The sequence below is a fragment of the Stenotrophomonas sp. 24(2023) genome (assembly GCF_030913365.1).
In the GTDB taxonomy this organism is placed as follows: Bacteria; Pseudomonadota; Gammaproteobacteria; order Xanthomonadales; family Xanthomonadaceae; genus Stenotrophomonas.
In genome coordinates, this window is sequence record NZ_CP133160.1 from 1,105,717 (window position 1) to 1,124,710 (window position 18,994).

Sequence of the window (18,994 nt, forward strand, 5' to 3'; positions counted from 1 at the left end):
GCCTCACCATCGCTGGCGGGCCCCGCATCGGGACGCTCGTGGGTCAGCCCTTGACCGGTACGCCGGCCGGCAGGACCGCATCCACCGGCGGCGGCAGCTCGCTTTCGCGGCCGTCCAGCGCCAGCTTCAGGCGGTCACGGTCCAGCGCGCCTTCCCAGCGCGAGACCACCACGGTGGCCACCGCATTGCCGATGAAGTTGGTCAGCGAGCGGCATTCGCTCATGAAGCGGTCCACGCCCAGGATCAGCGCCATGCCGGCCACCGGCACTTCCGGCACCACGGCCAGGGTGGCCGCCAGGGTGATGAAGCCGGCACCGGTGACGCCGGCCGCGCCCTTGGAGCTGAGCATGGCGACCAGCAGCAGGGCGATCTGGTGGCCCAGGGTCAGTTCGGTGTTGGTGGCCTGGGCGATGAACAGCGCGGCCAGGGTCATGTAGATGTTGGTGCCGTCCAGGTTGAACGAGTAGCCGGTCGGGACCACCAGGCCCACCACCGACTTGCTGCAGCCGGCGCGCTCCATCTTCTCCATCAGCGAGGGCAGTGCCGATTCGGAGGAGGACGTGCCCAGCACCAGCAGCAGTTCGGCCTTCAGGTAGCGCGCCAGCTTGAACACCGAGAAGCCGCACATCCGGCACACCACGCCCAGGATCACCGCCACGAACAGGAAGGCGGTGATGTAGAACGAACCCACCAGCCAGGCCAGGTTGATCAGCGAGCCGACGCCGTACTTGCCGATGGTGAAGGCGATCGCGCCGAAGGCACCGATCGGGGCGGCCTTCATCAGGATGTGCACCAGCTTGAACACCGGGGCGGTCAGCGCCTCCAGGAAGTTCAGGATCGGCTTGCCCTTCTCGCCCACCATCGCCAGGGCGATGCCGAACAGCACGGCCACGAACAGCACCTGCAGGATGTTGCCGTCGACGAAGGCGCTGACCATCGTCTTGGGAATGACATCCATCATGAAGCCGACCAGGGTCAGGTCATGCGACTTCTCGACGTAGCTGTGGACCGCGGTCTGGTCCAGCTCGGCCGGGTTGATGTTCATGCCGGCGCCGGGCTGCACCACGTGCGCGACGATCATGCCGACGATCAGCGCCAGCGTGGAGAAGAACAGGAAGTACGCCATCGCCTTGGCGAACACCCGGCCCACCGTGCGCAGGTGGGTCATGCTGGCGATGCCGGTGACGATGGTCAGGAAGATGACCGGCGCGATGATCATCTTCACCAGGTTGATGAAGGCATCGCCCAGCGGCTTCATCTTCTCGCCGATCAGCGGCTCGTAGTGGCCCAGGACAGCGCCGAGGATGATCGCCACGATCACCTGGAAGTACAGCTGCCGGTAGAACGGCAACGGCTTGGCGGGAACCGTCGGGGTAGTGGGAACGTGCATGGCGGGCTCCGGAAGACGCGGGATTTGACGCATTCGGTCCCTGACCAGGCAGGGGCCGACTCCAAGGGAAGGCCCACACCCCCGCCACGGCGGGCCAAGGGTGCGACCGATGGACGCCTTTGTACGCGTCCGGCACGCCCACGCAGATAACCTATTGGTACTAGCCCCCCGGTTCAGCTGGCGTTGATCCCTACACTGGCGCCGCACAGTCCCCGGGGCTGGTGACCATCTGTTCCGGCCGCGCTTCCCGGCGCGCAAGTTCCCGCCACCGCGGCCGTTGTTGTCCTCCATACGTATCCAGAGAGAGCCGCACCCACCCATGCGCACGACTCCCACCCTGCTGGCCCTGTGCCTGGCCGCCACCCCCGCCCTGGCCTCGGCCGCGTCGAAGTACGACAACTGGCCGACCAAGGTCACCTTCGACGACGGCACCGAACTGGCGGCCATCGGCAACATTGCCTATGACGTCAACAACTTCTCCTCCGGCAGCGGCATCGAGGATGCCGACGCCGTGCGCCGCAAGGAATTCGGCGCCACGCTGAAGAAGAAGGGTGTCTACGACGCCATGGTCTACTTCGACTTCCAGGCCCACACCTGGCTGGACGTCTACCTGCGGCTGGAAAGCAAGGCGCTGTTCGGCAGCGACATCGGCAAGTTCCGGGTCGGCTACATGAAGACCCCGGTGGGCCTGGATGCGGTGACGGCATCCCGCGCCGGCAGCTTCATGGAATTCGCCCTGCCCGTGCAGGCCATCTATGAAGGCCGCCGCACCGGTATCGACTGGGTGCTGGAACGCCCGCAGTACCTGCTGCAGGCCGGTGCCTACGGCGGCAAGGACCTGCAGGGCGACAACCCCGGCACCACCCAGGCCGTGCGCGCGGTGTGGACCCCGGTCAAGGCCCCCGGCGATGTGATCCACCTGGGCGTGGCCTATTCGCAGGAAAACCCGCGCGGTTTCAGCGACGGCCGCGATGTGCACCATGAGGCCAGCGCACGGCTGCGTGCACGCCCGGAAGCCGGCCTGACCGACATCCGCCTGGTCGATTCCGGGGCGCTGGTCACCGCTGACCAGATCCGCCGCACCGGCCTGGAAGGCATCTGGATCCATGGCCCGCTGTCACTGCAGGCCGAAGCCCTGCGTGCCACCATCACCCGTGACGGCAAGCCCGACTTCACCGGCAGCGGCCAGTACGCCATGGCCAGCTGGATCCTGACCGGCGAATCGCGCCCCTACAGCGCCGGCGGCGTGGCCAACGTGGTACCGGCCCACGACTACGGCGCGGTGGAACTGGTGGCCCGCTACAGCCGCCTGGACCTGGACGACGGCAGCATTCTCGGTGGCCGCCAGCATGACCTGACCCTGGGCGCCAACTGGTACCTGACCACCCACTTCAAGTTCCAGGCCAACTACGTGAAGGTGGACGCCAGCCGCCGCGGCGTGCGCAGCACCCCGGAAATCTTCGAGCTGCGCGCCCAGGTCCACTTCTGACCGATGCACCTCCCCGGGCGCGGCTGCCGCGCCCGGCGGACCTTCCGTAAACTGCCGCCATGTACTGGCTCGGCCGCCACCGCTCGCTCCTGCTGACCCTGCTGTTGCTGGCCGGCGGCGCAGTGCTGTGCGCGGTGGCCACCGGCCACTATGCCTGGCGCCATGCGCTGGCCGCCGAAAGCAGCCAGGTGCAGCGCCAGCTGGACCTGTACGGCCAGGGCCTGCAGCAGCGCATCGACCGCTTCGGCACCCTGCCGCAGGTGATGGCGCTGGACCCGGACCTGCTGCAGGCCTTGAGCGGGCCGCTGTCGCCGGCCGGCCGCCAGCGGCTGAACCTGAAGCTGCAGCAGGCCAACCAGGTCACCCGTACCTCGACCCTGACCGTGGTCGGCCGCGATGGCGTGGCCGTGGCCGCCAGCAACTGGAACCTGCCCAGCAGCAATGTCGGCGAGGATTACAGCTACCGCCCGTACTACCGGCAGGCGATGGCCACCGGCCGTGGCCGCTTCTACGGCATCGGCATGACCACTGGCGTGCCCGGCTACTTCATGTCCGAAGCGATCGTCGGCGCCCAGGGGCAACGCCTGGGCGCGGTGGTGATCAAGATCGAGTTGTCCGCGCTGGAGCAGGAATGGCTGTCCAGCCCGGACGTGGTGCTGGCCAGCGATGACCACGACGTGGTGTTCCTGGCCAACCGCGATGCCTGGCGCTACCGGCTGCTGCGGCCGCTGGGCCGCACCGAGCACCGCGAGATGCTGGACAGCCGCCAGTACGCCGACCGCACCCTGAAACCGCTGCGCGCGCGCACCGAAGACGTGCTGGCCGATGGCGGGCGCATGGTGCAGCTGGTGGACCCCGCCCTGCCCCGGGCCATGCTGTGGCAGACCCTGGCCCTGCCCGACGAACACTGGAACCTGCACCTGCTGCACGATGCCAGCGGCGCGGTGACCGCCGGTCGTACCGCGGCGATCACCGGGGCGGCCGCATGGCTGGCATTGGGCTTCCTGCTGCTGTTCGTGCAGCAGCGCCGCCGCCTGGCCGCACATCGGCAGCGCAGCCGCAGCGAGCTGGAAACCCTGCTCAAACAGCATGCGCAGGAACTGCGCACCGCCCAGGATGGCCTGCTGCAGGCCGCGCAGGACGCCGACCAGGGACTGAGCCGCAGTCTGGAACACCTGCCGCAGGGTGTGGTCATCATCGATGGCCAGCAGCGGCTGGTGGCCTGGAACTCACGCTACCTGGAACTGTTCCGCTTCCCGCCGGGGCTGGTCCGCGTCGGTCGCCCGATCGAGGAAATCTTCCGTTACAACGCACGTCGCGGCCTGCTCGGCCCCGGTCCGATCGATGAAGCGATCGAACGCCGCCTGACCCATCTGCGCAGCGGCCGCCCGCACATGCGCGAAAGCGAGAAGGATGACGGCACGGTGCTGGAGATCCGCGGCAACCCGCTGCCCGACGGCGGCTTCGTCACCAGCTACGCGGACATCACCAGCTACAAGAATGCCGCGCGCGAACTGCGCTCGCTGGCCGACGCGCTGGAGCACCGCGTCGCCGAGCGCACCCGTGACCTGGACGAGGCCCGCCGCGAAGCCGAACAGGCCAACCGCTACAAGAGCCGCTTCGTCGCCTCGGCCGTGCATGACCTGCTGCAGCCGCTCAATGCGGCGCGCATGTTCGTGTCCGTGCTGCGCGGCAAGCTGGCCGACCCGGCCCTGCAGCAGACCACCGACCACATCGATACCGCGCTGGCCGCGCAGGACGCCATCCTCAACAGCCTGCTGGATATTTCGCGGCTGGAATCGGGCTCACTGCAAACCCGTGTGCGTGCATTCATGCTGTCGCCGCTGCTGGAAACCCTGGCCCGCGAATTCGGCATCGCCGCAAAGAGCCGTGGCCTGCAGCTGCACTGGGTGGACACCCGAGCGGTGGTGGTCAGCGATGAAGCGCTGCTGCGCCGCATCCTGCAGAACTTCCTCTCCAATGCGCTGCGCTACACCCCGCGCGGGCGCGTGCTGATCGGTTGCCGACGCGTGCGCGACCAGCTGCGCATCGAAGTGCACGACCAGGGGCCGGGCATTCCGGAAAGCCTGCAGGGCGAGATCTTCGAAGAGTTCCGCCGCTTGAACGATGGCGTCGAACAGGAACGCGGCGCCGGCCTGGGCCTGGCCATCGTCGAGCGCATCGGCCGCCTGCTCGGCCACCGCATCAGCCTGCGCTCCACCCTGGGCAAGGGCAGCGTGTTCGCGGTGAGCGTGGCGCTGGGGCATGCCGACGATGTGGCCGCGCCGGTACTCACGCCGGTCGCGGCGGCAGAGCCGTCCGACGACAGTCCGCTGCGCCAGTGCCGGGTGTGGAGCATTGATGACGACCCGCGCGTGTGCGCGGCCACCCGTGCCTTGCTGGAGCGCTGGGGCTGCAACGTGGAACTGGCCGATGGCCCGCCCGGCGCGCTGGAGATAGCCAGTGCACTGAACGTGCCGCAGTTGCTGCTGCTGGACGTACGCATGGGTCAGTGGCACGGCCCGGATCTGTACGAAGCATTGTGCACGCTGTGGCAGGCACGGCCGCCGGTGATCCTCGTGACTGCCGAGCGCGATGACGCGCTGAAGAAGCATGCGACCGAACAGGGCTGGGGCTTCCTGCCCAAGCCGGTGCGACCACCGGCGTTGCGGGCGTTAATGACGCAGATGCTGTTGCGGCATCGGGGGTAGAGTCGAGCTTGCTCGACTGAAACGATCGGGAAAATGCAGCCGAGCGTGGGCTCGGCGCTACACGGGTCAGTTGACCCGGGGATCCTGCAGCGGCAGGTCAAGCTCGGGCTGGGCCAGTGTCCACTCGCGGTCGTATTCCATCTGGAACTCCCATTCCCGCAACTGCACGGGTGCGACGAGCAGCTGCTGCAGGTGGTCATTCGCCTGTTCGGGATCATCTACCCGATACAGCAGCACGCGCTCGCCACGGGCGGTGATGCGCGCAAGGAAAACGCCGTTGCCGTCCGCTCCAACGCTTGATTGGATCTGCCCTTCCAGGCGCGTGACCACCTCCAGCTCTTCCGGGGTGGGCATACCGTTGTCACCCAACCCCCTGCAGGCGATGCAGATGCGCAGGTGCCAGGGGAATGCGTCCCGGCCTGCAACGCTCCGCAGCGCCGTGTTGACCAGTACCACCGCAGGATCCTCGCCGAGGGTCGTGTTGATGAGGGCGTAGAACGGCGCCTGGGTTTCGCGCATCGGTCAGATCCCGCTGGCGTCGCCTTCCGGCTCCAGCGCCTTCACCAGCACCGCCGCCTGGGTGCGACTGTGGCACTCAAGCTTCTTCAAGATTGCAGTCACGTGCACCTTCACCGTGTTCTCGGCCAGACCCAGTTCGTAGGCGATCTGCTTGTTGAGCAGGCCGTCGGCCAGGCACAGCAGCACGCGGAACTGCTGCGGGGTCAGCTGGGCCAGGCGGCTGGCCAGCAGCGCATCGGCCTCGGAACGCTCGGCCGCCATCGCCGGGAACCACAGCCCGCCTTCCAGCACGGCCACCACCGCTTTGCCGATGGTTTCCGGCGGTGCGGACTTGGGCACGAAACCGGCCGCGCCGAACTGCTGCGCACGGCGGATCACCCGCGGGTGGTCGTTGGAGGACAGGATCACCACCGGAATGTCCGGGTGCGCGCCGCGCACGTGCAGCAGCGCGGAAAAGCCGTGCGCGCCCGGCATGGTCAGGTCCAGCAGCACCAGCTCGATGTCCGGGTGCGCGTCCAGCGCCTGCTCCAGCGCCTCGGCACTGGCTACCTCACGCACCCGCGCGTGCGGCAGGCTCTCGCGCAGGGCATGCACCACCGCAGCGCGCAGCAGGGGATGGTCGTCGGCTACCAGCAGGTTCACGTCGCTCATGGCCCCATTGTACGGGCTGTCCCGGCTGCCGACGCCCCGGCTGCGCCGCTAGTGCCCGGCCGCTTCCACGCTGCTGCGCCAGGCATCCAGGAACTGCCGGCGCTTGAGCGCATCCAGGTACACCAGCAGGCCGGGGCCCAACTGGATCGGGCGCAGGTTGCGCGCCGGGTCGGCGTAGCGGCCATCGGTATGCACGATCGGCATCAGCCGCGCCTCGCGCGACAGCACCTGCTGGCCGCGCGGCGAGAGCAGGTAGTCCAGGAAGCGCCGCGCCTCGCCCGGGTGCGGGCTGGTGCGCGGAATCAACGCGGTACGCAGCACCACCAGCGTGTAGTCTTCCGGTTCGATGATACCCAGCGGTGCACCGGCATCGATGCGGGCCTGCGCATAGGAACCGAGCACGTTGTAGACCAGCGCCAGCTCGCCACTGCTCACCTTGTCCAGCAGCACGCCGGTGCGCTCCTCGCGTACCACGCCGTTGTCCCCCAGCGCGGCCAGCAACGCACCGGCGATGCTGCCACGCTGCGCATCCTGGGTGGCCAGCAGGTAGCCCACGCTGCTGCGCTCGATGTCATACGTACCGACCTTGCCGCGCAGCGGTGCGCCCTCGGCACGCAGCAGGTCCAGCAGCTGTCGGCGCGTATGCGGCACGCGCGATGGCGGCAGCATGCGCGTGTTGTACACCATCGCCACCGGCTCGTAGCTGATGCCGAAGGCTTCATGGCGCCACTGCGCCCAGCCCGGCAGCGCCTCGGTCTGCGCCGACCGGTGCGGCAGCGCGTGGCCATCGTTGACCAGCTTGGTCTGCAGGTCCATGCCGCTGGAAATCAGCAGGTCCGGTGATGCCGGCCCCTGCCGGTCCTGCAGGTAACGGGCATACAGGTCCTGGGTGATGATGTCCTCGTAGACCACCTCGGTACCCGGGTGCAGCCGCTGGTAGTCGGCGATGACCACCGCGAACACCTCGATATCGGTGGTGCCATGGATGCGCAGCTGCGCGCTGGCCGTGCCCTGTGCGGGAAAGCGGCGCACATCGCCCGGTGCGGCCACGGCCATGCCTGCCAGCAGCAGCATGAACAGGGTGGACAACACGCGGATCATGATGCACTCCGGGGCAGCAGGATGGTGGCCACCAGGCCCCCCTGCGGGCGGTTGGCCAGGTCGATGGTGCCACCATGGCTGTCAACCACGCGCTTGACGATGGCAAGGCCCAGGCCGGCACCACCGGCCGGCGCACCCTCGCCACGGGCGAAACGCTCGAAGACGCGGCCGGCATCGGCCGCCGCGATTCCGGGGCCGTGGTCGGCGATGGTCAGCACGGCCTGCGCCTCCTGCACGGTCAGCGCAATCTGCAGCGCACCGTTGCCGCCGTACTTCAGCGCGTTGTCGACCAGGTTCTTGATCGCCTCGCGCAGCAGCAGCGCATCGCCATGCACCTGCACCGGCTCGGCGGTCATCGCCAGCTGCACGCGCGGCGCAGGCCCCGCCTGTGGCAACGCTTCGTGCAGGGCCTGATGCACGGTCTCGGCCAGGTCCACCGCAGCAAACCGCTGCAGGTTGGAGCGGTGGATCACGCTGGCATCGCTGAGCAGCTGGTTGAGCAGGCGGCTCATGTGGGTGGCATTGCGCTCGATGGCCTGCAGGCTGCGCCGCATGTCGTCCGGGTCGTCGTCGTCCAGTGCCAGCTGCGCCTGCGCACGCAGCGCCGCCAACGGTGTACGCATCTGGTGCGCGGCTTCGGCCATGAACGCCCGCAGGGTCTCGTTGCTGCTGGACAGGCGCCCCATGAAGCGGTTCAGGGCGGCCACCATCTGGTCCATCTCGCGCGGCACGCGCGCATCGAGCGGTTTCAGGTCGGACGGTTCGCGCCGTGACAGCTCGCGTTCGACACGCACCAGGGGCCGGAAGGCCCGGTGCACGCCAAAGGCCACCAGCGCCAGCAGCAGGCCCGAGAGCACGCCGATGGCCAGCAGCGCACGGGTCACCATGTCGCGTGCCAAGGCTTCGCGCGCGCGCCGGGTCTGGCCCACCTGCACCTGTACTTCGCCCTGCGCGGACGCCGCCGCGAAACTGCGCTGGACCACGACGAAACGCACGGTCTCGCCGCTGTAGGGCGCATCGAACAGCTGCGGCTGCATGCCCGGCCGGCGTGGCGGCGCGGGCAGGTCGCCATAGCCGGTGATCAATCGCCCGCGGCTGTCGGCCACGCGATAGAACACGCGGTCTTCGGCCGCCATCGACAGCAGGTCCAGCGCGGCATAGGGCAGGTCGACCTGCCACTGGCCATCGACCAGCGCGACCGAATCGGCGATGGACAGCGCCGAGGACACCAGCAGATGGTCATAGGAACGGTTGGCGGCACGCTGGCCGTAATCACGCGCGGCAAACAGCAGCGCCACCGCGAACACCGCCAGCAGCGCCCCCAGGTACAGCAGCAGGGTGCGCCGCAGTGATCCCGGCGCGCCGGCTCGCGGCTCAGCCGTCGCCATCGGCGGGGCCATCGCTGGCCTCCAGCAGGTAGCCGACACCGCGCACGGTGGTGATGCGCAGCGGCGCGGCGGCCAGCTTCCGACGCAGGCGCCCCACATAGAGCTCGATGGCATTCGGGCCGGCCTCGTCATCGAAGCCGAACAGGCCGTTGCCGATTTCATCCTTGCCCACCACCTGGCCCAGCCGCCCGACCAGGATTTCCAGCAGGCGGTACTCGCGGTTGGGCAGTTCGATCGGCTCGCCATCCAGGCTCACCTTGTGCGCGGCGTTGTCGAACTGGAAACCGCCGATCTGCACCACTTCGCTGGCATGCCCGCGCGCGCGCCGCAGCAGCACGCGGCAGCGCGCCTCGAATTCGCGGAAATCGAATGGCTTGCCCAGGTAGTCGTCGGCGCCCACGTCCAGCGCCTGCACGCGGTCCTCGATGCCATCGCGGGCGGTCAGCATCAGCACCGGGGTGGCATCGCCGCGCTCGCGCATGCCGGCCAGCACGCGCAGGCCATCCAGCTTGGGCAGGCCGATATCCAGCACCACCAGGTCGAAACTCTGGTAGCGCAGCACGCTCGCGGCAGCCAGGCCGTCGGCCTGCCAGTCCACCGCGTGCCCACTGCGGCGCATGCGCCGGATGATCGCATCGGCCAGGTCCGGGTTGTCTTCGACCAGCAGCAGGCGCATCGGCACGGAAAGGAACGGGGGAAGCGAATGCTACCGCGTGGGGCGCTCCGCTGCCTGCCGGGCATCGCGGCAGGAAGGCCCTGCCCTGCCCGGCCCCGCCCGGCGGACGCAGCGGCCGTTTTTCGCTGCAGCGCACAAACCGCTGACAGGCGGATGACAGCTTGCCACGCCCAGACTGCGCCCTCGCACCGTCCGGTGCCCACGATTGCCACGCGCCTGGCGCGTACCTGGGAGGGTTTGTGGAACACAGCATCACCTGGCGGCATCCGGCCGCCGTCCTGGCCCTGGCCGCGCTCGCCGCGCCGGCGTTCGCCGATGATGACCGCCCGGTCACCGCGACCGTGGGCGGCCGCATCCATCTGGATTTCGCCACGTTCCACAACGATGACCGCGGCACCCCGAACAAGAACGACACCGAGATCCGCCGTGCCTGGTTTGATGTCTCGGGCAAGTTCTTCCTGGTCGACTACAAGCTGGAAGCCGATTTTTCCGGCGACCGCGTCGAAGCCAAGGATGTCTACCTCAGCCACACCTTCGGCAAGGCCGGCAAGCTGACGGTGGGCCAGTTCAAGCAGTTCTACTCGCTCGATGACCGCACCAGCTCCAACTACGGCACGTTCCTGGAGCGCGGCAATGCCGGTACCACGCTGGCCCCGCTGTACCGCTGGGGCGCGTCCTGGCAGGCCAATCCGGGTGATTTCACCTGGGCGGCCAGCGTCTACAGCCTGGAAAGCATCGATGCCTGGCAGGTGAAGGGCCGTGCGGCCGGTGGCCGGGTTACCTGGGCGCCCTCCCCGCGCGATGGCGACGTGCTGCACCTGGGGCTGTCGCTGGCCCGTGAGGCGTACGACAACCCGGGCGCCAGCGGCGTACCGGGCCTGAAGATCCGCCCGCGCCCGGCCGGCCACCTGTCCGACAACAGCCGCCTGACCCTGGTCGATTTCTCCAACGGCCGCGATACCGACGTCAACAAATGGTCCCTGGAATACGCGCAGGTCCGCGGCCCGTGGTCGTGGCAGGGCGAGTACAGCGGTGCCACCTTCGATGACGGCGCCCAGCGCGGCACGGTCATGGCCACCTACGGCATGGTCAGCTGGTTCCTCACCGGTGAATCGCGCGCCTATGACCGCAAGACCGGCCGTTTCGCGCGCATCAAGGACATCCGCCACAAGGCCGGTGCCTTCGAACTGGCGCTGCGCTATGACCGCATGTGGGGCGACCAGCACCTGGTTGGCCAGCCGGACCTGCGCCGCGGCAGCACGCAGTCCTGGACGCTGGGCGGCAACTGGTACCTGCGCGACAACCTGCGCTTCATGCTCAACGTCATCGAAAGCCGCAACCGCGACCGCCTGGCCGGGCTGACCGTGGACCGCACCCGCGCAGTGACCGGGCGCCTGCAGTACGACTTCTGATCCTCCGTTGCAGCCGGGTGCCTGCACCCGGCATTCCTTCACCACACCCTACGTTTCAAGGAGTCCGCAGATGATGCTGAGCATCCTCGGCTTTGGCATGGTCATTACGTTCATGTACTTGATCATGAGCAAACGGCTGTCGCCACTGGTGGCGCTGATCACCATTCCGATCATCTTCGCCCTGCTCGGCGGCTTCGGTGCGGGCATCGACGAAATGATGCTGGAGGGCATCAAGAAGATCGCGCCGACCGGCGTGATGCTGATGTTCGCCATCCTCTACTTCGGGGTGATGATCGATGCGGGCCTGTTCGATCCGCTGGTGCGGGTGATCCTGCGCTTCGTCAAGGGCGACCCGATGAAGATCGTGCTCGGCACCGCCGTGCTGGCGATGCTGATCTCGCTCGACGGCGATGGTTCGACCACCTACATGATCACCGTCTCGGCAATGCTGCCGCTGTACCAGCGGCTGGGCATGAACGCGCTGAACATGACCTGCGTGACCATCCTGGCCGGCGGCGTGATGAACCTGACGCCGTGGGGTGGCCCCACCGCGCGCGCCGCCACCGCCCTGCACGTGGACCCGGCCGACGTGTTCGTGCCGCTGATCCCGGCGATGGTGATGGCCTGTGCCGGCGTGCTGCTGCTGGCCTGGTACCTGGGCCTGAAGGAGCGCCGCCGCCTGGGCGTGGTGGCGCTGCCCACCGGCGGCAGCTGGATGGACAGCACCGTGTCCGACGATGGCAACACGCTGCCCACCGTCGAGGACGCCGAGGACATCAAGCGGCCCAAGCTGCTGTGGGTGAACCTGGCGCTGACCCTGGCCCTGATGACCGCGCTGGTGATCGGCGTGCTGCCGATGCCGGTGCTGTTCATGGTCGGCTTCGCGATCGCGCTGGTGATCAACTACCCGAACCTGGCCGAACAGCGCCGCCGCGTGGTCAACCACGCCGGCAACGTGCTGTCGGTGGTCTCGCTGATCTTCGCCGCCGGCATCTTCACCGGCATCCTCAACAACACCGGCATGGTCGAGGCGATGTCGCACAGCTTCCTGGCGGTCATCCCCGAATCGTGGGGGCCGTACCTGGCGGTCATCACCGCCATCGCCTCGATGCCGTTCACCTTCTTCATGTCCAACGATGCGTTCTACTTCGGTGTGCTGCCGATCCTGTCCGAGGCCGCCGGCAACTACGGCATCACCCCGGTGGAAATGGCACGCGCCTCGCTGGCAGGCCAGCCGGTGCACCTGCTCAGCCCGCTGGTGCCGTCCACCTACCTGCTGGTGGGCCTGGCCAAGGTCGAATTCGCCGACCACCAGAAGTTCACCCTGAAATGGGCCATCGCCATCTCGATGCTGCTGATGGTCGGCAGCCTGCTGTTCGCCCTGTATCCCTTCGCCGCCTGATCCGGTCACCAAGGAGCGTTCTGCCATGACTCTTCGCATCGCCTATGTCACCAGCGGGATGGGCAGTGTCGGCACTGCCATCTGCCAGGCCCTGGCCCGTGCCGGCCACACCGTCGTCGCCGGCTGCGCGCCAAACTCCCCGCGCAAGGCCAACTGGTTGCGCGAGCAGCGCGAACAGGGCTTTGATTTCATCGCCTCCGAAGGCAACGCCACCGACTGGGCCTCCACCAGTGCTGCCTTCGCCAAGGTGCGCGCCGAGGTCGGCGAGATCGACGTGCTGGTCAACAACGCCGGTGGCAGCCGCGACCTGCTGTTCCGGCAGATGACCCCGGACGACTGGAACGCGGTGATCAATTCCAACGTCAATTCGCTGTTCAACATCACCAAGCAGGTGGTGGACGGCATGGCCACACGGGGCTGGGGCCGCATCATCAACATCGGTTCGGTCAGCGCGCACAAGGGCCAGATCGGCCAGGTGAACTTCGCCACCGCCAAGGCCGCCATGCACGGTTTCACCCGTGCGCTGGCCGCCGAAGTGGCCGCGCGCGGAGTGACGGTGAACACCATCTCGCCCGGCTACATCGCCAGCCAGTCGATCAGCAGCTTCCCGCCGGACGTGCTGGACCGGCTGGCGGCCTCGGTGCCGATCCGCCGCCTGGGCCGGCCGGAGGAAGTGGCCGGGCTGTGCGCCTGGCTGGCCTCGGACGACGCCTCGTACGTGACCGGCGCCGACTATCCGGTCAATGGCGGGCTGTACATGGGGTGATGCCCTGCCATGCCGCATGGCAGGCGTGCTCCCTCCGCGCATGGCGTGGATCTACGCTCCTCCCCCGGTGGATCCACGTCCTGCAGGGCCGCGTTCCGGCCCTGCATTTTCGTTGTTTTTTCGTAAAGAAGGTTTCATGTTGCGTTCGCATAGTGGGGGTACACCGGCGTGCCGGTGACCTTCCCCCACGCAACGGACCACCATGCAGACCCGACACCTGACGATCGCCGTGGCGATCGCCCTGGCCGCCGCCGTGCAGGCCAACGCCGCCGACATCGCCGCTTCCACCGCCGACGCCAGTGCCGCCACGCCGAGCGCGCAGACGCTGGATACCGTGTCCGTCATCGGCCAGGGCGAGACCCGCCAGGTGCAGCGCATCACTGCGGTGGACAAGGAAGTGTTGCCGCCGGGCACCAGCGGCCAGAAGATCCTCGACCGCCTGCCGGGCGTGTCGGTGCAGTCCAACGATGCCTTCGGCGCCAACGAGGAATCGCAGTCGATCAGCCTGCGCGGCTTCGACAAGAGCCGCCTGGGCTACACGCTCGACGGCATTCCGCTGGGCGACAACAGCTACGGCAACTACAACGGCCTGAGCATCGCCCGCGCGGTGATCGCCGAGAACCTGGCCGGTGCCGAGCTGTCGCAGGGCATCGGTTCGCTGGGCGTGGCATCCACCAGCAACCTGGGTGGCACCATCCAGTACTTCTCGGCCGACCCGTCCACCGAATTCGGTGGCCGTGCCAGTGTCACCGTCGGCGACAACAACCAGCGCCGCGGCTTCCTGCGCGTGGATACCGGCGACATCAACGGCTTCTCGGCCTATGTCTCCGGCGTGCACCAGGACCAGGACATGTGGGCCGCGCCGTACCAGAACCAGACCACCCGCCAGTTCAACGCCAAGGCGGTGTGGAACGTGGGCGACAACCGCTTCGGTGCCTATGTGGCGACCTCACGGGTCAGCCAGGCCAACTATGCCTACCTGTCCAAGAGCATGCTGGCCCGGGGCCTGGGCTGGGACTGGAACATCTACGCGCCGGACTGGGACCGCGCCGTGGCCGCCGCGTACTGTGCCCCGGGCACCTACAACAAGGCACGCTGCGCGTTCAGCGGCGGCGTCAACAGCATCGACGATGCGTACTACCAGAGCCGTGCGCTGCGCGATGACAACCTGTACTCGGTCAACGCCGACCTGCACCTGACCGACCAGAGCCGCCTGAAGCTGCTGGCCTACCACCACGAAAACCGTGGACAGGGCCACTGGTGGGCACCGGGCCAGCCGTCCTACCCGGGCACCGACCGCATGCTGCCCATCTCCATCCGCAGCACCAACTACACCATCAACCGCACCGGCCTGACCGCCGCGCTGAGCTGGCAGGTGGGCATCCACGAACTGGAAGCCGGCCTGTGGTACGAGCAGAACGACCATAACGTTTCGCGCAACTTCTACTACATCAGCGGCCCGTTCCTGGACGACCTGTACCTGCAGAACCCGGACCGCCGCCTGTTCAACCAGGACTTCGACATCCGCACGCGCCAGTTCTACGTGCAGGACCGCATGCGCTTCATCGATGACCGCCTGACCGTGGACGTGGGCATCAAGAGCCCCAACACGCGCATGCGTGCCACCGCGCAGCCGGGCGGCGAAACCAGCATCGCCTCGGGCACGCTGACGGCCAAGGAATCGGTGCTGCCGCAGCTGGGGGTGGGCTTCAAGCTGAACCCGAACAACGAAGTGTTCGCTTCGTACGCCGAGAACATCGCCGCCTTCGTCGGTGGCGGCAGCGGTGGCCCGCTGCAGGTGTCGCCGGAATCGTTCGCCGCCAGCGCCGGCCTGGAGCCGGAAAAGTCGAAGACGCTGGAAGCCGGCTTCCGCACCTTCGGTGAGAAGTACCAGGCCTCGATCGCCGCCTACACGGTGACCTTCGACAACCGCCTGCTCTCGCTCAACCCATGCTCGAGCATCGAAGTCGGCACCCGTCCGGAGTGCGTGACCCGCTTCATCAACGTGGGTTCGGTGAAGAGCCACGGCGCGGAGTTGACCTTCATCCTCAAGCCGATGGAGGGCCTGCAGTGGTACAACGCGCTGTCCTGGAACAAGACCACCTACGAGGACAACTACACCTCCGGTGGCGCGATCGTGCCGGTGGCCGGCAAGATCACCGTTGATACCCCGCAGCAGATGGCCTCCAGCGAACTGAGCTGGAACCACGACGGTTTCTTCGCCAGCCTGCGTGCCAAGTACACCGGCAAGCGCTACTACACCTATACCAACGACCAGTCGGTGCCGGGCGTGACCACCTTCGATGCCGGCGTAGGCTATTCGTTCGGCCCGGCGATGGGCGTGCGTGACGTGAAGGTGTCACTGAACGCGACCAACCTGACCAACAAGCGCTATGCCGGCCAGCTCAGCGCGTTCTCGCCGACCGACCCGACCGGTACCAAGTACGCAATCCATGCCAGCGCACCGCGCCAGCTGTTCATGACGGTGGGCGTGGAGTTCTGATCAGGTGATGCAGCACCTCCACGCATGGCGTGGATCTACTGAAGAACGGGTAGATCCACGCTGCGCGGGGAGGGCGCGGGCCCTTCATTCCGGTGCCAGCTGGTCCATGCGGATGCGGTTGGCGAACAGCGAGAACGCCAGCATGCCGGCCAGGCCATTGGCCCGGCTCACCCAGTGCGGCAGCCAGCGCGGCGGTGCCAGTACGCCGGCCTCGAACAGCGGGGCGAACGCGATCGCATCGTCCAGCCGCATCTTGCCGGCAAACAACCAGCGGCAGACCTGCAGGCGGTCTTCGGCCAGCATGTGGCGGAAGAAAGTATGCACCGAGACCAGCCCGCGCAGGTACACCGTGTCCTTGGTGAAGGCCAGGCCGCCGCTCGGCGGCACGCCGCGGAATACGCGCTGCGCCGAGGCGAAGCTCTCTTCCGGGTTCTGCCCGGCCTCGCAGAAATAGCGGTAGACCTCGATGAAATCCGCGCCCTCGCGGGCCATCGCAATGGCCTCGGTACGCAGGCTGATGCGCTTGAGCCGCTCAATGTCGATGCTGCCGGTGATCTGCTCGGCAAACGTGGCCAACCCCTCCTGCGTGGCCGTCACCCGCGGCGAGGACAGCGCCAGGCTGGGCAGCACATGCTGCTCACGCCCGTTAAGCGCGGTCAGTGAATGCACCAGTGCTTCATGGTGGAACAGCTGCGCGCGGTCGTAAGCACTGAAGCGTGCGCTGGTGCGCAGGCGGATGCGGGTCGGGCCGGCCGCGGCCTTCGATACCAGGTCCGGGTCGAGCTGCACCTGGATGATGCGCGATTCAAAGAACGCGTCCAGGTCGTTCTGCAGCTGCAGTTGCAGCGCGGTGGCCGACACCGGCACCTGCTCCTCCGGTGCCAGCAGTTCACTGTCCAGCTCGGAGGCGATCTGGATGAAATGCCGTGCCGCCTCACGCGTGCTGGGGCCGTTGCCGGGCAGCGGCTGCTCGGGTGCACCGAACAACTGCACCGCGCAGGCATCCACGGTCGCCGTTCCCAGCCCTTCCAGCAGCTGCGCGGCCACATCCCAGCTCTGTGCGGATTCGCGCACATAGCGCCCCAGGGGATGGCCTTCATCGCAGTCGGCCATGATCGCGGCCAGCGCGCGACGCTCCTGGCTGAAGTCGAGACGGGGGTAGTCCACCTGCGGCAGCTGCGGCTGCCCGCGCGCCACGCTGTCCAGGAAAGGGGCCTGCACTGCGGCCGGCCAGCTGGTCAGCCCCAGCAGCTTGATGCCCCCTACGGCCTGCACCAGCTGCGCATCGAGCACGGCGTGGTGGGCAATGTCACGGTCCAGCGTCGCAGTCGGTTCCATGGGCCGACTATAACGCCCCGGCAGGCCGCCGGCTGCCCTGCACGGAAGCCAGGGCCGTATTGTTCGGCCGCCTGAACAGTTCGTTCGCCGCCGGGCGCTTTATCTGCGGCCCGGCAACGCCCACCCTACGCGGAGCGGGCGCCCACGCCCTTCCCCCCTGTTCGCCGCCGCTTGCCGTGGCAACCCTTCTCAACAAGGAACTTCACCGTGGCTGCGTATGACTATGACCTGTTCGTGATCGGTGGCGGCTCCGGTGGCGTGCGCGCCGCACGCATGGCGGCCTCGCTGGGCAAGCGTGTGGCCATCGCCGAGGAGTCGCGCTGGGGAGGCACCTGCGTGATCCGCGGCTGCGTGCCCAAGAAGCTGTTCGTGTATGCCTCGCAGTTCCACGAGCACTTCAAGGATGCGGCCGGCTATGGCTGGAACGTGGGCGAAACCCGTTTTGACTGGCAGACGCTGAAAGCCGCCAAGGACACGGAAATCGCGCGCCTGGAGGGGCTCTACCGTAGTGGCCTGGACAACCACGGTGCGCAGATCATCGACGACCGTGCCATCCTGGTTGGGCCGCACACGGTGCAACGGGTGGGCAGCGGCGTTACCTGCACCGCCGAACGCATCGTCATTGCCACCGGTGCACTGCCCAACCCGCATGCGGCCCTGCCCGGCCACGAGTTGTGCATTTCCTCCAACGAGGCCTTCGACCTGAAGACCCTGCCGCGCTCGATCCTGATTGCCGGCGGCGGCTACATCGCCGTGGAGTTCGCCAACATCTTCCATGGCCTGGGGGTGGAGGTGACGCTGATCTACCGCGGGCAGGAAATCCTCTCGCGCTTCGACCACGACCTGCGCCAGGGCCTGCACGCGGCGATGGAAGAGAAAGGCATCCGCATTCTGCTGACCGATGTCATCGAACAGGTACAACGCGCCGATGGTGGCGGCCTGGTGGCCACGACGTTGAGCGGCCAGTCGCTGGCGGCCGATGCGGTGATGCTGGCGCTCGGCCGCGAGCCGAATACGCGCGGGCTGGGACTGGAGGCGGTGGGCGTGGATACCGATGAACGCGGCGCGATCATCGTCGATGCCTACTCGCGCACCTCGGTGCCGGGCATTTACGCACTGGGCGATGTCACCAACCGCGTGCAGCTGACCCCGGTCGCGATCCATGAGGCGATGTGCTTCATCGACACCGAGTACCGCAACCAGCCCACCGCGCCGGACCACGAACTGATCGCCACCGCCGTGTTCTCGCAGCCGGAAATCGGCACGGTCGGCCTGTCCGAAGAGGAGGCCGCCAGGTGCCACGAGGACGTCGAGGTCTACCTGGCCCGCTTCCGCCCGATGAAGGCCACGCTGTCCGGGCGCACCGACCGCATGGTGATGAAGCTGGTGGTCGATGCGGCCAGCCGCACCGTGGTGGGGGCCCACATCCTGGGCCACGATGCCGGCGAGATGGCGCAGTTGCTGGCCATTCCACTCAAGGCCGGGCTCAGCAAGGAAGCGTTCGGCCGCACCATGGCCGTGCACCCCACGGCCGCCGAGGAACTGGTCACGATGTACACTCCGAGCTACCGCATCCACAAGGGTGAACGCACCTGAGGCAAAGCAGGCGCGTCTGCGATGCGCCCCTGCGTGATGTCCGCCAGCGACG

Annotated in this window: 14 protein-coding genes; 7 read left to right on the top strand and 7 right to left on the bottom strand. The window is 67.7% G+C overall.

Going from position 1 to position 18,994, the window contains the following annotated elements:
- Positions 1–43 precede the first annotated feature (43 nt).
- The gene (locus Q9R17_RS04870; RefSeq protein ID WP_308157315.1) at positions 44–1,390 is read right to left on the bottom strand and encodes a dicarboxylate/amino acid:cation symporter; all 1,347 of its coding nucleotides are present in this window, start codon (positions 1,388–1,390) and stop codon (positions 44–46) included.
- A 319-nt stretch (positions 1,391–1,709) separates the two neighbouring features.
- On the opposite strand from Q9R17_RS04870, the gene Q9R17_RS04875 reads away from it, so the two are divergent.
- Positions 1,710–2,879, top strand: a complete 1,170-nt coding sequence (locus Q9R17_RS04875; RefSeq protein ID WP_308157316.1) for a porin — start codon at positions 1,710–1,712, stop codon at positions 2,877–2,879.
- A 59-nt stretch (positions 2,880–2,938) separates the two neighbouring features.
- Positions 2,939–5,590 (top strand): PAS-domain containing protein, encoded by a 2,652-nt coding sequence (locus Q9R17_RS04880; RefSeq protein ID WP_308157317.1) that lies wholly within the window; start codon positions 2,939–2,941, stop codon positions 5,588–5,590.
- A 66-nt stretch (positions 5,591–5,656) separates the two neighbouring features.
- Here the strand turns inward: Q9R17_RS04880 and Q9R17_RS04885 are convergent, their stop codons facing one another.
- From Q9R17_RS04885 to Q9R17_RS04905, 5 genes are read right to left on the bottom strand one after another with little or no spacing between them, the layout of a single operon-like run.
- The gene (locus Q9R17_RS04885) at positions 5,657–6,109 is read right to left on the bottom strand and encodes a DUF695 domain-containing protein (RefSeq protein ID WP_308157318.1); all 453 of its coding nucleotides are present in this window, start codon (positions 6,107–6,109) and stop codon (positions 5,657–5,659) included.
- 3 nt (positions 6,110–6,112) lie between these two features.
- Complete coding sequence (locus tag Q9R17_RS04890; RefSeq protein WP_308157319.1) at positions 6,113–6,760, bottom strand: response regulator transcription factor; 648 nt, start codon at positions 6,758–6,760, stop codon at positions 6,113–6,115.
- A 48-nt stretch (positions 6,761–6,808) separates the two neighbouring features.
- Positions 6,809–7,861, bottom strand: a complete 1,053-nt coding sequence (locus tag Q9R17_RS04895) for an ABC transporter substrate-binding protein (RefSeq protein WP_308157320.1) — start codon at positions 7,859–7,861, stop codon at positions 6,809–6,811.
- Positions 7,858–9,261 carry a sensor histidine kinase gene (locus Q9R17_RS04900; protein WP_308157321.1) on the bottom strand — a complete coding sequence of 468 codons (1,404 nt, stop codon included), beginning with the start codon at positions 9,259–9,261 and terminating at the stop codon, positions 7,858–7,860. Before Q9R17_RS04900 ends, Q9R17_RS04895 begins: the two co-directional genes overlap by 4 nt.
- Positions 9,236–9,925, bottom strand: a complete 690-nt coding sequence (locus Q9R17_RS04905) for a response regulator transcription factor (RefSeq protein WP_308158280.1) — start codon at positions 9,923–9,925, stop codon at positions 9,236–9,238. Before Q9R17_RS04905 ends, Q9R17_RS04900 begins: the two co-directional genes overlap by 26 nt.
- A gap of 251 nt (positions 9,926–10,176) precedes the next feature.
- Between Q9R17_RS04905 and Q9R17_RS04910 the strand changes: the two genes are divergently transcribed.
- The 4 genes from Q9R17_RS04910 to Q9R17_RS04925 all read left to right on the top strand — a co-directional run bounded on the left by Q9R17_RS04910 (position 10,177) and on the right by Q9R17_RS04925 (position 16,008).
- Positions 10,177–11,337, top strand: a complete 1,161-nt coding sequence (locus Q9R17_RS04910) for a porin (protein ID WP_308158281.1) — start codon at positions 10,177–10,179, stop codon at positions 11,335–11,337.
- Positions 11,338–11,410: 73 nt separating this feature from the next.
- The gene (locus tag Q9R17_RS04915; RefSeq protein WP_308158282.1) at positions 11,411–12,739 is read left to right on the top strand and encodes a CitMHS family transporter; all 1,329 of its coding nucleotides are present in this window, start codon (positions 11,411–11,413) and stop codon (positions 12,737–12,739) included.
- A 25-nt stretch (positions 12,740–12,764) separates the two neighbouring features.
- Entirely contained in the window at positions 12,765–13,505 is a 741-nt protein-coding gene (phbB, locus tag Q9R17_RS04920; protein WP_308157322.1) for an acetoacetyl-CoA reductase, read from the top strand.
- Positions 13,506–13,707: 202 nt separating this feature from the next.
- Positions 13,708–16,008: a TonB-dependent receptor gene (locus tag Q9R17_RS04925; RefSeq protein ID WP_308157323.1), complete on the top strand. Its 2,301-nt coding sequence runs from the start codon at positions 13,708–13,710 to the stop codon at positions 16,006–16,008.
- Positions 16,009–16,092: 84 nt separating this feature from the next.
- On the opposite strand, the gene Q9R17_RS04930 is transcribed toward Q9R17_RS04925, so the two are convergent.
- Entirely contained in the window at positions 16,093–17,346 is a 1,254-nt protein-coding gene (locus tag Q9R17_RS04930) for a flavohemoglobin expression-modulating QEGLA motif protein (RefSeq protein WP_308157324.1), read from the bottom strand.
- Positions 17,347–17,553: 207 nt separating this feature from the next.
- Between Q9R17_RS04930 and gor the strand changes: the two genes are divergently transcribed.
- Positions 17,554–18,942: a glutathione-disulfide reductase gene (gor, locus tag Q9R17_RS04935; protein ID WP_308157325.1), complete on the top strand. Its 1,389-nt coding sequence runs from the start codon at positions 17,554–17,556 to the stop codon at positions 18,940–18,942.
- The last annotated feature ends 52 nt before the right edge of the window (positions 18,943–18,994 follow it).

Bases quoted from the DNA above. Each gene is read 5' to 3' on its own strand.
- Q9R17_RS04875 (WP_308157316.1), top strand. From the start codon at position 1,710: ATGCGCACGACTCCCACCCTGCTGGCCCTGTGCCTGGCCGCCACCCCC.
- Q9R17_RS04880 (WP_308157317.1), top strand. From the start codon at position 2,939: ATGTACTGGCTCGGCCGCCACCGCTCGCTCCTGCTGACCCTGCTGTTG.
- Q9R17_RS04905 (WP_308158280.1), bottom strand. From the start codon at position 9,925: ATGCGCCTGCTGCTGGTCGAAGACAACCCGGACCTGGCCGATGCGATC.
- Q9R17_RS04925 (WP_308157323.1), top strand. From the start codon at position 13,708: ATGCAGACCCGACACCTGACGATCGCCGTGGCGATCGCCCTGGCCGCC.
- Q9R17_RS04930 (WP_308157324.1), bottom strand. From the start codon at position 17,346: ATGGAACCGACTGCGACGCTGGACCGTGACATTGCCCACCACGCCGTG.
- Q9R17_RS04870 (WP_308157315.1), bottom strand. From the start codon at position 1,390: ATGCACGTTCCCACTACCCCGACGGTTCCCGCCAAGCCGTTGCCGTTC.
- Q9R17_RS04890 (WP_308157319.1), bottom strand. From the start codon at position 6,760: ATGAGCGACGTGAACCTGCTGGTAGCCGACGACCATCCCCTGCTGCGC.
- Q9R17_RS04900 (WP_308157321.1), bottom strand. From the start codon at position 9,261: ATGGCCCCGCCGATGGCGACGGCTGAGCCGCGAGCCGGCGCGCCGGGA.
- Q9R17_RS04885 (WP_308157318.1), bottom strand. From the start codon at position 6,109: ATGCGCGAAACCCAGGCGCCGTTCTACGCCCTCATCAACACGACCCTC.
- Q9R17_RS04895 (WP_308157320.1), bottom strand. From the start codon at position 7,861: ATGATCCGCGTGTTGTCCACCCTGTTCATGCTGCTGCTGGCAGGCATG.
- phbB (WP_308157322.1), top strand. From the start codon at position 12,765: ATGACTCTTCGCATCGCCTATGTCACCAGCGGGATGGGCAGTGTCGGC.
- Q9R17_RS04915 (WP_308158282.1), top strand. From the start codon at position 11,411: ATGCTGAGCATCCTCGGCTTTGGCATGGTCATTACGTTCATGTACTTG.